This is a genomic window from Kitasatospora sp. NPDC032121, assembly GCF_055580145.1.
Genome location: NZ_JBVILX010000005.1, coordinates 284,216 through 298,544, shown reverse-complemented (window position 1 = coordinate 298,544; position 14,329 = coordinate 284,216). Strand labels below are relative to the sequence as shown.

Below are 14,329 nucleotides of genomic sequence, written 5' to 3'. Positions count from 1 at the left end.
AAGCTGACCGAGAGCGCGTGATCGTACTCGGCGCGAGCATGGCGGGCCTGCTGGCCGCGCACGTGCTGGCGGACCGGTACGCCGACGTCGTCGTGATCGACCGCGACGACCTCGCGGAGGACGACTACGGCCGGGCGCACAACGAGACCCGGCGGGGTGTTCCGCACGGCGGGCACCTGCACAACCTGCTGGCCGCGGGCCTGCTCGCACTGGAGGACCTGCTCCCCGGCATCACCGAGGAGCTCACCTCGGGCGGCGCGGTGGCCGGCGACGGCACCGCCGACGTGCGGTGGGTCGTGAACGGCACCCGCATGCCCAAGCCGCGCTCCGGCCTGCCCCTGCTGTCGGTCAGCCGGCCGCACCTGGAGCGGCGGGTCCGCCGGCGGGTGCGCGCGCTGCCCAACGTGACCTTCCTGGAGCGCACCGAGACGGTGGAGCCGCTGACCACGCCCGACCGGTCCGCCGTCGTCGGCGTCCGCGTCCTCCAGGGGGACACCCACCGCGACCTGACCGCCGACCTGGTCGTCGACGCGACCGGGCGGCGCACCCGGACCCCGGCGTGGCTCGCGGAACTCGGCTACCCCGTGGTCGAGGAGGAGCAGCTGGTCGTCAACGTCGGCTACACCACGCAGTACTACCGGCTCTCCGCGGACCGGAGGCCCGCCGAGGTCTCCATCGACGTCGGCGGTTCGGCGGCGGTGCCGAGGGGCGCGCTCTGGGCCAGGATCGAGGACGGCTGCGCCGTGGTCACCGGCTACGGCGTGGCCGGCGAGTACCCGCCCCGCGACACCGCCGGCTTCCACGACTTCCTCAAGTCGCTGGCCGCCACCGACATCTACGAAGCGGTGCGCGACCAGGAGACGCTCGGCGAGCCGTTGTCCTACCGGTTCCCGGCGAACCTGCGCCGGCGCTACGAGCGGATGGAGTCGTTCCCCGACGGGCTGCTCGTCATCGGCGACGCCGTGTGCAGCTTCAACCCCGTCTACGGGCAGGGCATCTCGGTGTCGGCCCTGGGCGCCACCGTGCTGCGCGACCACGTCTCCCGGCCGGGGCCGGTGGACCCGAGGGCGTACCTCGCCGACCTCGCGGCGAGGGCCGTCGACCACGTGTGGGAGCTGACCACCGGCGCCGACAGTGCCTTCCCCGGCGTGGGCGGCGAGCCGACCGAGGAGCAGCTGGCCGAGTACGCCTACCTGGACCGGCTGCTGGACGCGGCGTCGCGGGACGGGCAGCTGCTCGTCGCCTACGCCCGGGTCGCCTTCCTCCTCGACCCGGTCGCGGCGCTGGTCGCGCCGGAGGTCCAGGAGGCGATCGAGCGGGCCCTGGTCCCGGCCGACCGGCCGTAGCGGACGGCTCCCCGACGGCGCCCCCGTCGGGCGGTCTTTCCCCGGTAATCGCGCGCGGTCGCGCACGGCCGCGCGCGATTACCGGCAGGAGACCGGATCGGGGAGTACCCGCTGATAGCGTCCGGATCAATCCGAGCAGGTGCCATGGAACCGGAATGGAGAAAAGGCGTCGTGAGCGATAGTCAGTACACGCTGGTGACCGACATCGAAAAGCACCAGGAGGCGTTCGGAACGGCCTTCAACTCCGGTGACGCGGAGGCGGTCAACGCGATGTACACCGACGACGCGGTCGGAATGTGGGATCCCGGATTCCCGGTCTACGGCGAGGACCGCCGGGCCTACGTGACGGAATTCCTGGCCAAGCGCAAGCCCTCCGTCGAGGCGACCGTCCGCCAGCAGCTGGTGGTGGGCGACACCGCGATGCTGATCGTCGAGTGGCAGATGGAGGCGCTCGACGAGAACGGCGAGCCCGAGCACCTCGAGGGCGTGGCGATCGACGTGCTGCGCCAGGGCGAGGACGGCTACTGGCGCTACGTCGTCGACAACCCGTTCGGCGTGAGCGGCCCCTGGGACGCCGAGGACGCGCCCCAGGACTGACCCGGCGCAGCGGCGTGCCGCACCCGGCTCCCCGCCCGCCGCCGGCTCCGGCGAACCCCTCTTCACAACCACCGCGGCCCGCGCCGCACGAGAACGAGTACGGAGACTCCCGTGACCACCTCTTCCCCCGCCGATTCCCCGGTCACCGTCGTCGGCCTGGGCCTGATGGGCCAGGCGCTCGCCGCGGCCTTCCTGGCCAAGGGCCACCCGACGACGGTCTGGAACCGCTCGGCCGGCAAGGCCGACCAGCTCGTCGCCAAGGGCGCGACCCTCGCCGACTCGGTCCGGAGCGCGCTCGAGGCGAGCCCGCTCGTCGTCGTCTGCGTCTCGGACTACGACGCCGTGCACGGGCTGCTGGACCCGGCCGTCTCCTCCCTGGCCGGCCGCACCCTGGTCAACCTGACCACGGCGAGCTCCACCCAGGCCCGGGAGACCGCCGAGTGGGCGGCCAAGGCCGGCATCGACTACGTCGACGGCGCGATCCTGGCGATGCCCCAGGCCATCGGCACCGCCGAGGCGACCCTGCTGTACGCCGGCCCGAAGGACGCCTTCGAGAAGCACCAGGCCACCCTCCTGGCGCTCGGCGAGACCGGCACCGTCTACCTCGACGAGGACCACGGCCTGTCGGCCCTGTACGACATGTCCGTGCTGAGCATCATGTGGGGCGTCCTCAACAGCTTCCTGCACGCCGCCGCCCTGCTGGGCACGGCCAACGTCAAGGCGACGACGTTCGCGGAGATGGCCACCACCGCGATCAACGTGACCGCCGACTACGTCTCGGCGTACGCGCAGCAGATCGACGACGGGGAGTTCCCGGCCACCGACGCCACCGTCAACGTCCACGTGGGCGGCATGCAGCACCTGCTGGAGGAGAGCAAGGCACTCGGCGTCAACGCCGACCTGCCGCGCTTCTTCCTGGAGCTGGCGCAGCGCGCGGTGGCCGACGGAAACGCCGAGGACAGCTACGCGGCGCTGATCAAGCAGTTCCGCAAGCCGTCCGCCTGATCTTTTCCGCGGCGGGTGAAAGCGAAGCGGGGAACCCGGGTCGGCTGCCTTTCGATCCGGATTCCCGGCTTCGTCGATTTTTCGCAGAAACGTTTCATCGAACCTGAGTCCACCAGACGGGGGAATACTTGTGTCCGACAGTCACGGCAGATCGAAGAAGGCCGCGTCCCGCAATTCCTTCTCGCGGAGGGACGTGCTGAGAACGGGTGGCCTGGCCATCGCGGGAACCGCTCTCGGCGCCGGTCTTCCCGGGATCGCGGAGGCCGCCGAAGGCGGGGACGTCACCTTCCGCAACACGTACGACACCATCGTCGTCGGGGCCGGCATGGCCGGCCTCACCGCGGCCCGCGAACTGCGGAAGAAGGGCCAGCGCGTCCTCGTCCTGGAGGCGCGCAACCGCATCGGCGGGCGCACCTGGACCGACACGTTCAACAGCTGGGAGATCGAGCGCGGCGGCGCCTGGGTGGACCCGCTGCAGCCGCACGTCTGGCGCGAGATATCCCGCTACAACCTGACGGTCGTGGCCGACCAGGGCCCGGAGCGCGTGCTCATGCCCTCCCCGACCGGGTTCGCCGAGAGCGACCCGGTCACCGCGTACACCCGGCAGGGCGAGCTGTTCACGCCCTTCTTCGAGGGCTCGCGCGAGTACTTCCCCAAGCCCTACGCGCCGTTCACCCGCGAGGACCTGATCACGCCGCTGGACCACTTCTCCCTGCGGGACCGGCTGGACCAGCTGAACCTCTCGCCGGCCGACGAGATGCGGATGACCAGCACCACCGGCCTGTACGGCTCGCCGAGTTCGCGCGGTTCGATGCTGCAGCTCGCTCAGTGGTGGGCCCTGGCCGGCTGGAACTACACGGGCTTCTCCGGCGTCAACACCTACCGCCTGGCGCGCGGCACCATCGCGCTGGCCCAGGCGATCCTGGCGGACGGCCAGCCGGACCTCAAGCTGGGCTCCCCGGTCGCCTCCGTCACCCAGCAGTCCGGCCAGGTCAAGGTCGTCACCCGGGCCGGACACGCCTACACCGCGGCCCAGGTCGTCATGGCCGTGCCGGTCAACGTCTGGAAGGACATCACCTTCAGCCCGGCGCTGCCGCAGGCCCACCGCGACGCCACCACCCAGGGCTACGGCGTACCGCGCCAGCGGAAGCTGTTCCTGGACCTGGCCGCCCCCGCCGACCGGTTCATCGCCGAGGCACCCGAGGGCTCGCCGTTCGTCATCATGGGCCGGCTCAACGACGACGCCCCCGTCGTCGCCTTCTCCGTCGACGCCACCCTGGACGTGAGCAACCGCTCCCTGGTCGAGGCCGCCGTGCGGCGGATCCTGCCGTCGGCGACACTGCGCGACTACACCGTGACGGACTGGGAGGCGAACGAGTTCTCGCGCGGCGGTCCCGCGTACCGCCGGCCCTGCCAGCTCACCCGGTTGCACAAGGCGATCAACCAGCCGTTCGGCCTGGTGAAGTTCTGCGCGGACGACCTCGCCCTCGGCTGGATCGGCTACATGGACGGCGCCATCGAATCCGGCCTGCGGGCCGCCGGCTCGCCGACGCTGTCGCCGACGCCCGGCGCGACGCCGCCGTCGGCCGTCGCCCAGCGCGTGGCCCTCCCGGCCGTCGACCGCAAGGTCTACCGGTCCATCTTCGGTCTGTGACAACAACTCAGCGGCCTTCAGATCAGAGGTAGTCATGCCGGCGCAAGAGAAATCCGCAACCGAACCCGTGGAAGCGCTGTTCTCCTGGTTCCGCCAGATGCAGGGACAGCACGCGATCCACCACGACGACGAGTACGGGTGGCAGCTGTTCCGCCACGCGGACATCACCCGAGTGCTCACCGACCCGAAGACCTTCTCCTCGGACACCGTGCGGCTGTTCAACGAACCGCAGCCGGACCTCGACCTGTTCCTCACCGGGAACCTGGTCACCAACGACCCGCCCCACCACCGCAGGCTGCGTCGGGCCGTCAACCAGTCCTTCACCCCGCGCGCGGTGGCGGGCCTCGCGGAGCGGATCACCCGGACCACCGAGTCCCTCCTCGACGGGCTGTCCGGAGCGGACACCTTCGACCTGATCGACGCGGTCGCCTACCCGCTGCCGATCATCGTGGTCGCGGAGATGCTCGGCCTGCCGCCCGAGGACGTGCCGATGTACCGGGCCTGGGGCGACGCGCTGGGCGCGCTCGACGCGGCGACCGTGCCGCCGAAGGTGATGGAGTCCGAAGTCGCGCCGGCCATCCGGGAGATGAACGAGTACATCCTGGGCCACGTGCACCGACGCCGGCAGAACCCGGCGGACGACATGCTCACCGGGCTGGCCCACGCGGTCGTGGACGACGAGCCGCTCCGGGACGCCGACCTGATCGGCCTGGTCGGCCTCACCCTGTTCGCCGGACACGCCGCCTCGATGGCGATGATCGGCAACGCCATCCTCACCTTCGACCGCCATCCCGAGGCGCTGGCCGCCGTACGCGCGGACCGCGGGCTGCTGCCCGGCGCCATCGAGGAACTGATGCGCCTGTACCCGCCCTTCTCCCGGATGGCGCGGGTGACCACCACCGAGACCGAGATCCGCGGGCAGCGGATCGGCAAGGACGAACTGGTCACCCTGTGGGTCGGCGCGGCCAACCGGGACACCGAGCGCTTCACGGACCCCGACCGGTTCGACATCCACCGCGACACCGGCGGGCACATCGCCTTCGGGCAGGGCATCCACTTCTGCCTCGGCGCCCCGCTGGCCCGGCTGGAGGTCGGCATCGCGCTCAACGCGCTGTTCGACCGCTACGACGACATCGCCGTGGACCACGCGGCCGGCGTCGAGTTCGAGAACCCGATGCAGATCATCTGCCCCCGGCGGCTGCCGGTCCGGGTGTCCGGCTGACGCCGGCCCCGCAGCCGACCCGCGCGGCCGTGCGCAACCACGCGCCGGCCCGCGCGGGGTGAACGGGCGGAGGGGCAGGGGCCACGGGTGGCCGGCCGGGGCGTACCCCCGTGCTCCGGCCGGTCTCCCGGGTCCCTGCCCCGCCACCCGCTCGCAGCTGCCACCACCCGCCTGCGGCCGCCACCCGCCTGCGGCCGCCCTCCGGACGCCTCCGCCTCCGGGCACGCCGGCGCCGCCATGGTGAACGCGGCCTCCAGCCCCATCGCGAAGGTGACGCTGACCGCGCCGAACAGCACCGCGGCGCCGAGACCACCGTCGCCGAGGCGGTCGCCGCCTCGTCCTCCAGCATCCGACCGCCCCTGGTGACGTACGCCTGCTCCGGCGATCTCCGTCCGTCCGATGAGCCGCCGGCCAGTGAGGCGCCGGCCAGTGGGAGCTGCTCCAGGATGTGGATGTTCTTGCCGGGGAAGTCGCCGTCGCGGATCAGGAAAGCCGCGGCGGCCAGTGCGGCTGTTCCGCCGCCGACCGGGTAGGCCATCGTCTCGCGCCCACAGTCGATCACGATCCGTCCGTTCGTCGTCGCGCCCGCCCATCCGGCGTACCTGCACCGTTCGGCAGGTGCCGCCGGCCTGCCCGGCAGAAGCGGGGCCTCCACGCAGGGCCGGCAGCCCCCTTCCGGGCCCTACGTCCCGGCGGCGGGTGGCGGGCCGGGGCCGTTCGGGTGAGGCCCGGGACGGGCAGGGACCACCGGCCCGTTCCCCCTCGCAGAATGTGGCCTGTTCGGCCCTGCGGAGGATCCGGCCGCGGGGCGACGATGAATGCCGACCGCCCGCGGCGGTCGGTGAAGCCGGCAGACTCCGAGGAGAGCACAGCCATGTCCGTCACCCCCAGTTCGGCTCCCGGCGGACCGTCCGACGAGGAGGTCCGGGCGCTCGACGCGCACTGGCGGGCCGCCAACTACCTCGCGGCGGGCCAGATCTACCTGATGGCGAACCCGTTGCTGCGCGAGCCGCTGCGCCCCGAACACATCAAACCCCGGCTGCTCGGCCACTGGGGTACCTCGCCGGGCCTGAACCTGGTCCACACCCACCTCAACCGGGTGATCAAGGCCCGGGACCTCGACGCGGTCTGTGTCTGGGGGCCCGGTCACGGCGGCCCCGCCGTCCTGGCCGGCTCCTGGCTGGACGGCAGCTACACCGACACCTACCCGGACGTCACCCGCGACGCCGACGGCATGGCGAAGCTGTTCCGGCAGTTCTCCTTCCCCGGCGGAGTGCCGAGCCATGTCGCACCGGAGACGCCGGGATCCATCCACGAGGGCGGCGAGCTCGGCTACGCGCTCTCGCACGCCTACGGTGCTGCCTTTGACAACCCCGGGCTGCTGGTCGCCTGTGTGATCGGCGACGGCGAGGCGGAGACCGGTCCGCTGGCGGCCTCCTGGCACGGCAACAAGTTCCTCGACCCGGTCCACGACGGCGCCGTGCTGCCGGTCCTGCACCTCAACGGATACAAGATCGCCAACCCGACGGTGCTCGCCCGGCTGCCGGAGGCCGAACTGGACGCGCTGCTGCGCGGCTACGGCCACGACCCGCTGTACGTCACCGGCGAGGACCCCATGGCCGTCCACCGCGCCATGGCCGACGCCATGGACACCGCCCTCGACCGGATCGCCGCCATCCAGCGTGCCGCGCGTGCCGACGGGGCCACCGAGCGCCGGGCCTGGCCGGTGATCGTGCTGCGCACCCCCAAGGGCTGGACCGGGCCGAACGAGGTGGACGGCGTGCCGGTGGAAGGCACCTGGCGCGCCCACCAGGTGCCGCTCGACCAGGTCCGCGACAACCCCGCACACCTCGCCCAACTGGAGGACTGGCTGCGCTCCTACCGTCCGGAGGAACTGTTCGACGAGCATGGTCGGCCGACCGCGCAGGTGCTCGACCGCGTTCCCGCGGGCCGCCGCCGACTCGGCGCGAACCCGCACGCCAACGGAGGCCTGCTGCTGCGTGAACTGCCGATGCCGCCGCTGGAGCGGTACGCCGTACCCGTGGACAAGCCCGGTGCGACGCTGCACGAGCCCACCCGGGTCCTGGGCGACCTGCTGGCCCAGGTGATGGCGGACACCGCCGAGCGCCGTGACTTCCGCCTGGTCGGCCCGGACGAGACCGCCTCCAACCGCCTCCAGGCCGTCTACACCGCCACGGGCAAGGCCTGGCAGGCCGACACCCTGCCCGTCGACGAACACCTCGCCCACGACGGCCGGGTGATGGAGATCCTCTCCGAACACACCTGCCAGGGCTGGCTGGAGGGATACCTCCTCACCGGCCGACACGGCCTGTTCTCCTGCTACGAGGCCTTCGTCCACATCGTCGACTCCATGGTCAACCAGCACATCAAGTGGCTGCGCACCACCCGCGCCCTGCCCTGGCGCGCCCCCATCGCCTCGCTCAACTACCTGCTCACCTCGCACGTCTGGCGCCAGGACCACAACGGCTTCTCCCACCAGGACCCCGGCTTCGTCGACCACGTCCTCAACAAGAGCCCCGAAGCCGTGCGGGTCTACTTCCCGCCGGACGCCAACACCCTGCTCGCCACCGCCGACCACGTGCTGCGCAGCCGCGACTACGTCAACGTCGTGGTCGCCGGCAAGCAGCCCAGCTTCGACTGGCTCACCCTCGACCAGGCCCGCGCCCACTGCGCCCGCGGTGCCGGGATCTGGGAATGGGCCGGCACCGACGACAGCACCCGCGAGCCCGACGCCGTCCTGGCCTGCGCCGGTGACGTGCCCACCCAGGAGGTCCTTGCCGCCGCCGACCTGCTCCGCCGGCACCTGCCCGACCTTCGTGTCCGGGTGGTCAACGTGGTCGACCTGGCCCGGCTGATGCCCGCGGAGGAGCACCCGCACGGGATGCCGGACGCCGAGTTCGACGCCCTGTTCACCCGCGACCGGCCGGTGATCTTCGCCTACCACGGCTACCCGTGGCTGATCCACCGCCTCGCCTACCGCCGGGCCGTCCACCCGCGCCTGCACGTGCGCGGCTACAAGGAGTCCGGCACCACCACCACGCCGTTCGACATGGTCGTCCGCAACGACCTCGACCGCTACCGCCTCGTCATGGACGTCATCGACCGTGTCCCCGGCCTGGCCGTGCGCGCCGCCGCCCTGCGCCAGGAGATGGCCGACCGGCGCACCCGCCACCACGACTGGATCCGCGAGCACGGCACCGACCTGCCCGAGGTCACCGACTGGACCTGGCAGGGCTGACCCGAAACCAGGGGGCGAACGTCAGGAGGTCCCGCACCATGGAGCTACCCGTCGCCGTCGGAATCGACGGCTCCGAAGCCGGCCCCTGACCGCTGCCGACCGGGCCGCCCGCGAGGCGCTGCTGCGCGGCTGCCCGCTGCGCGACCCGGCCCACCAACGGTTCGGCGGCGTGCGGTTCGGCGGCTTTCGCCACCCCCGGGGCCTGGACGGCCAGCAGACGGTGGGACTCGGGCCGGAGGGCCGGGCCGACAGGTCTGATCGACGTTCGTGAACATAGCGCTCACCCCTGACAGCCGTGCGGCCGGGCTGCCAGGGGCGTGACCGGCGCTCCGGGGCCACCAGCCGGAACCGCCCGGCCGACCACCCCGCTCTCCCGTTCCTCACGGCCGACGGCGTTCCTCACGGCCGACGGCGTTCCTCACGGCCGACGGCGTTCCTCACGGCCGACGGCCGGGTTCGGTCGACACCTGTCGGACCGTCGGGCGGTCAGAGTGCGGCCTTCGGCTCCCGAACATCCCCTCCCGCGCGCCCGGCCGCCCGGAGCAGGCGCGGCGGGAGGTAGGGCGACCGGACGTGGACGGCCCAGCCGCGGCTGCGGCGGGCGTGGCAGGCGAGGCCGAGGACGTCGAGGCTGAGCGCGGCACCCGTGTGGGTGGCACGGTCGGCGACGGAGTGGTGGTCGCGGTGGGCTTCCAGGGCGTCCAGCAGGGCGAGGTTGAAGCTGGTCTCGTCGCCCCGGACCAGCTGTGAGAAGAGGACGACCGGAGGCGGGAGGAAGCCGTGGTCCCTGGTTCGGTCCAGCTCCTCCAGGGCCCGTTCGGTGGCCGGGAGCGGGTCGGCTCCGCGCAGGTGGTCGTGCAGGGCGGTGCGGTACGAGGCGAACGGGTAGCGGTCCTCGGCGGCGATCGCCGGACCGGCCAGCAGGAGGGGTTCGAGGTCCTCGGAGCTTCCGGTGATCAGGACGAAGGACAGGGCCGTCTCCCAGAAGGTCGGCCCGAAGTCCCTGTCCCGGCGGGCGGGGAAGCGCAGCATCCGCCCGTCGATCGTCACCTCGGCCTCGGTGCCCGGCTCGGCGAGGGCGACCCGGAACACGGCGGCCCCCAGCTGGGAGCCGAGCCGCAGGTTGGCGAGCAGGGCATCGGTGGCGTCGGCGGACTCCGAGGCGCGCGCCGACAGGAGGCGGCTCTGGTAGCGCAGGGCACCCGTGAGCTCCCACGCGTCCAGCGGCTCACCCTCCTTCGGCGTGATGGCCTCCAGGGTGCGCCGCTCGAACCGCGCCGCGCCGTCCGGGCTGAGCGGCCGGGCCGGGAACGGCCGGTCGAGGTCGACGGGCCCGGCGGCGAGCCGGGCCACGGCGTCGGGGCGCGGGTCGCGGCCCAGGGCACGGACGCGCGGGCCGGGGGTCTCGAAGCCGGTGACCAGGGCGTGGGGGAGGTAGTCGGTGTCGACCGCCGGGGTCCAGCCGTGGGTGCGGTACGCGAGGGCGGCGAGGGCGATCGGGACGAGCGGCAGGAGGCTCGCGGGCCCGGTGCCGTGCGGGCCGTTCCGGACGAGCGTGAGGAGGGCGGCGTCGAAGGCGTCGCGATCCCCGTCGGTCAGGGCGCGCAGCGCGCGCAGACCGGGCTGTGGTTCGGTGGACGCGGCGGGGAGGCCGGCCTCCTCGAAGAAGTGCGCGACGAAGCCGTCGACGAGTTCGAGGTCGGGGGTGACCGGCTCGTCCGGCATCAACTGCCGTGCCCAGCTGAAGGCCTCGCCGTGGGCGGAGACCTTGTCGGCGACGATCGCCAGGCAGAAGGCGTCGAGCCACTCCCGGGCGGTGACCCGGTGGCGGGGGTCGCGGTCCTGCCCGTACTCCGGGTCGTACCCCATCCCGAAGTTCGGGTAGTCGAGGAAGACGCTGAAGCGGTCGTGCGGGTAGTAGGCGGCGAAGGAGACGGCGCCGGCGGCGGCCTCTGCGGCGTCCGCGAGGACGGCCCTGGCCTCGGCGGAGTCCAGGCCGGGCCGGGTGGTGGAGAGCGCTCCGAGGTAGTCGAGGAAGGAGTCGGCGATCAGCTGCCACTCCGTCGTGGTCATCAGGCCGGCGCGGGAGTAGGAGTGGACCTGCCTGCCGATCCGGTTCACGAAGTCCTCGCCGGCCTGCGCCACCCGCTCCCCGTCCACCTGGTGACGTTCGATCCGCACGGTCCTGCCCCCTTGATCGTCGACTTGGACCCAGAGTAGGCAGCGGGTCGGACATCACGGTCCGCCGGGTCCCGCGGGTGCCAGTTCCACCGGTCGGCCGGGCCGCAGCAGCGGCTCGGCCTGCGGTTCGGGCACGAGGCCCCAGCCGAAACCGGCAGCCACCCGCGTCCCGGAACCCGTCCGAGGCGGGCACCAGGTGGCGGATCCGCCCGGCGCCCGAGCGCCCCCGGTGAGGGACCGGACGAACTCGTCCTGGAGCTCGTCGCGCTGGTCGAAGACCACGGTGGGGCGTGACACAGGTCCTCGGCCAGGTTCCCGGTGAGCTGCCGGGCCTGACTTGATCGCTTCGAGGCGGCGGCCCCGCGCGTGGGAAGTCGACGGGCTGCCTTCCCGCGCGCGGGGTGGGGGCCGGTTCTTCCCGTCAAGGGCGGGATTGCGGGCATTGGACGCGCAGTTCCGGACAAAATGGTGACGTGTCCATGTCGTGAACAGATCGGCTGCGCCGGCCCCCGTTAGGGTCGCGGCAGCTCCACGAACCGGCACCGTACGGCCGTCGTGCGGTGCCGCACGGACCTGCCGATGGGACTGGTGTGACGTGATCAGAGGACATCACCGACTGCTGGACCGTTCGCCCTGGGCGGCCCTCCGGGGGCGGCTCGCCGCCGTGGCGGGGGTGGTCGCGCTGCTGGCGGCCGTCCTCACCGGTACCGCGGCGGGCACGGCGAGCGCCGCGCCCGCCGCGCCCGCCGCGCCACCCGTTGCCTCCGTTTCCTCCGCCCCGTCCGCCCACCTGGCCGGCGCCGGCTGGATCTGCCGGGGGACGCCCGTGCCGCCCGGCTACGTCATCACCGTGTACGACGCCGGTCGCTGCAGCGGAGCCGGCGGCTCCTACGTGCAGCCCGCGCAGGACCCGCTGTGGATCTGCGCCAGCTCGCCGATCCCGGCGGGCTACGTGCTCACCGACCACAACCCCAGCAGCAGCCCCTGTCTCGGCGACGCCTGGCTCATGCGGCTGGTCACGGACGGGATCTGGACCTGCGCGGGCTCACCGATCCCGGCCGGGTACGTCATGACCGGCCACTACAGCACCGGCTGCCGCGGCATCGGCTCCTGGTTCCAGCAGCTGGCTGCGCCCGGGCTGTCGATCTGCCCCGGCAACACGGTCCCGGCCGGCTACCACCTGGGCGCCTACAACAGTGCGGGCTGTGCGGGCCTGGGCTCCTGGGTCCTGCTCCGCAACTGACCCGGATCGAGGGGCGCCGCCCCGGCCGCCCGGATTCCGGGTGCGGCACGGGGCGGCGTCCGGGCGCACCGCACGGACGGTGAAGGGCGCGGCGGCGGGGTCGCGTCCGCCCCGTGTTTCTCGGGCTCGGCCGAACGCGAGCAGCACCAGCGGCGTTCCGGTCGGCTGCGGTGATCCACCGGCGGGTTCGACGGTGACGCCGGCCCCGCTCGCGGCGTTCAGAGGACCGTCGAGGCCGCTGCCGTGGCACGCGCCTGGTCGCGTGCCGTAGTAAGCCGTGCCCTCCGCGGCGGTGTCAGAGGAAGTAGAGGCGGTTCAGCGACACCTCCTCGGCGGGGTCGGAGCACAGCGGGACGCCGTCGAGGGTGACCAGGCCTCGCTGCCCGTCGACCAGGATCTGCCCGAGCCGGCTGTTGCGGACCAGGTCGGCCGGCCCGATGCCGCGGGTGTGGCGGACCGGGACGCGCCGGCGCCGGGTGGTCATCCGGTCGTACGGGCGGTCCCCGGTGCCGGCCTCGGCGGCGGCGCGGCTGGTGAAGGCCACCGAGAGGTCCGCCGGGGTGGCGCCGTGGGCGCCGAACAGCGGTCCCAGGACGAGGGGCTGGCAGCTCTCGGTGGCGGCGTTGGGGTCGCCGGTGACGCCGTACGCCGGAAAGCCCGCCTTGAGCACCATGTACGGCTTGGCGCCGAAGGAGGCCGGGTTCCACAGCACCAGGTCGGCGAGCTTGCCGACCTCGACCGAGCCGACCTCGTGCGAAAGCCCGTGGGCGATGGCCGGGTTGATGGTCAGCTTGGCGATGTAGCGCAGCACCCGCTCGTTGTCGTCGGTCGGGCCGTCGCCCTCCATCGGGCCGCGCTCGGCCTTCATCTTGCCCGCCATCGCGAAGGTGCGGCGCACCGTCTCGCCCGCGCGGCCCATGCCCTGGGCGTCGGAGGAGGTGATGCCGATCGCCCCGAGGTCGTGCAGCACGTCCTCGGCGCCCATCGTGCCGGCCCGGATGCGGTCGCGGGCCATGGCGGCGTCGCCGGGCAGGTCGGTCTTGAGGCCGTGGACGGAGACGATCATGCCGTAGTGCTCGGCGATCGCGTCCCGGCCGTAGGGGAGGGTGGGGTTGGTGGAGGAGCCGATGACGTTCGGCACGCCCGCCATCTTGAGCACGTTGGGGACGTGTCCGCCGCCGCAGCCCTCGATGTGGAAGGCGTGGATGGTCCGGCCTTCGAGCACGCGCAGGGTGTCCTCCACCGACAGGCACTCGTTCAACCCGTCGGTGTGCAGGGCGACTTGGACGTCATGGACCTCCGCGACGGACAGCGCGGTGTCCAGCGCCCGGGTGTGCGCGCCCATGTCCTCGTGCACCTTGAATCCACAGGCGCCGCCCTCGGTCAGCGCCTCCACCAGCGGCGCGGGGTGGGAGGAGGAACCGCGGCCCAGGAAGCCGATGTTGACGGGCCAGGCATCGAAGGCGTTGAAGGCGTGGCGCAGCGCCCAGGGCGAGTTGACGCCGACGCCCCAGGCCGGCCCGAACTCCTGGCCGATGATGGTGGTGACGCCGGAGGCGAGCGAGGCCTCCATGATGCGGGGGGACATCAGGTGGACGTGGGTGTCGATGGCCCCGGCGGTGAGGATCAGGCCCTCGCCGGAGACGATCGCCGTCCCGGTGCCGACCACCACCTCCACGCCGTCCAGGGTGTCCGGGTTGCCGGCCCGCCCGATCGAGGCGATCCGGCCCTCCCGGATGCCGATCGAGGTCTTGCGGATCCCCTGCACCGCATCGATCACCAGGACGTTGCTGATCACCAGGTGCCGACCAGGCCCGCCAGG

10 protein-coding genes are annotated in these 14,329 nt (G+C 72.7%); 7 read left to right on the top strand and 3 right to left on the bottom strand.

Annotated elements, in window-relative coordinates:
- Positions 1-17: 17 nt before the first annotated feature.
- The 5 genes from ACZ5OX_RS17505 (at position 18) to ACZ5OX_RS17485 (ending at position 5,824) form a co-directional block, all read left to right on the top strand.
- The gene (locus ACZ5OX_RS17505) at positions 18-1,346 is read left to right on the top strand and encodes an FAD-dependent oxidoreductase (RefSeq protein WP_465630711.1); all 1,329 of its coding nucleotides are present in this window, start codon (positions 18-20) and stop codon (positions 1,344-1,346) included.
- A gap of 171 nt (positions 1,347-1,517) precedes the next feature.
- Positions 1,518-1,943, top strand: a complete 426-nt coding sequence (locus ACZ5OX_RS17500; protein ID WP_465630709.1) for a YybH family protein — start codon at positions 1,518-1,520, stop codon at positions 1,941-1,943.
- Positions 1,944-2,054: 111 nt separating this feature from the next.
- Positions 2,055-2,948, top strand: a complete 894-nt coding sequence (locus ACZ5OX_RS17495; RefSeq protein ID WP_392871011.1) for an NAD(P)-dependent oxidoreductase — start codon at positions 2,055-2,057, stop codon at positions 2,946-2,948.
- 193 nt (positions 2,949-3,141) lie between these two features.
- Complete coding sequence (locus ACZ5OX_RS17490) at positions 3,142-4,602, top strand: flavin monoamine oxidase family protein (protein ID WP_465630707.1); 1,461 nt, start codon at positions 3,142-3,144, stop codon at positions 4,600-4,602.
- A gap of 67 nt (positions 4,603-4,669) precedes the next feature.
- Positions 4,670-5,824: a cytochrome P450 gene (locus ACZ5OX_RS17485; protein ID WP_465630705.1), complete on the top strand. Its 1,155-nt coding sequence runs from the start codon at positions 4,670-4,672 to the stop codon at positions 5,822-5,824.
- On the opposite strand, the gene ACZ5OX_RS17480 is transcribed toward ACZ5OX_RS17485, so the two are convergent.
- Positions 5,784-6,362, bottom strand: a complete 579-nt coding sequence (locus ACZ5OX_RS17480) for an oleate hydratase (RefSeq protein ID WP_465630894.1) — start codon at positions 6,360-6,362, stop codon at positions 5,784-5,786. The two genes, ACZ5OX_RS17485 and ACZ5OX_RS17480, sit on opposite strands and share 41 nt — an antisense overlap.
- Positions 6,363-6,698: 336 nt before the next feature.
- Between ACZ5OX_RS17480 and ACZ5OX_RS17475 the strand changes: the two genes are divergently transcribed.
- Entirely contained in the window at positions 6,699-9,083 is a 2,385-nt protein-coding gene (locus tag ACZ5OX_RS17475; protein ID WP_465630703.1) for a phosphoketolase family protein, read from the top strand.
- Between the two features lie 486 nt (positions 9,084-9,569).
- On the opposite strand, the gene ACZ5OX_RS17470 is transcribed toward ACZ5OX_RS17475, so the two are convergent.
- On the bottom strand, positions 9,570-11,264 hold the full coding sequence (locus ACZ5OX_RS17470; RefSeq protein WP_465630702.1) for an immunity 49 family protein: 1,695 nt from the start codon (positions 11,262-11,264) through the stop codon (positions 9,570-9,572).
- Between the two features lie 595 nt (positions 11,265-11,859).
- On the opposite strand from ACZ5OX_RS17470, the gene ACZ5OX_RS17465 reads away from it, so the two are divergent.
- The gene (locus tag ACZ5OX_RS17465; RefSeq protein ID WP_465630700.1) at positions 11,860-12,507 is read left to right on the top strand and encodes a hypothetical protein; all 648 of its coding nucleotides are present in this window, start codon (positions 11,860-11,862) and stop codon (positions 12,505-12,507) included.
- A 295-nt stretch (positions 12,508-12,802) separates the two neighbouring features.
- On the opposite strand, the gene ACZ5OX_RS17460 is transcribed toward ACZ5OX_RS17465, so the two are convergent.
- On the bottom strand, positions 12,803-14,308 hold the full coding sequence (locus ACZ5OX_RS17460; RefSeq protein ID WP_465630892.1) for an urease subunit alpha: 1,506 nt from the start codon (positions 14,306-14,308) through the stop codon (positions 12,803-12,805).
- Positions 14,309-14,329: the final 21 nt, after the last annotated feature.

What these genes read in the sequence shown, in the direction of transcription:
- ACZ5OX_RS17480 (WP_465630894.1), bottom strand. Translation starts at nt 6,362, where the DNA reads ATGGCCTACCCGGTCGGCGGCGGAACAGCCGCACTGGCCGCCGCGGCT.
- ACZ5OX_RS17475 (WP_465630703.1), top strand. Translation starts at nt 6,699, where the DNA reads ATGTCCGTCACCCCCAGTTCGGCTCCCGGCGGACCGTCCGACGAGGAG.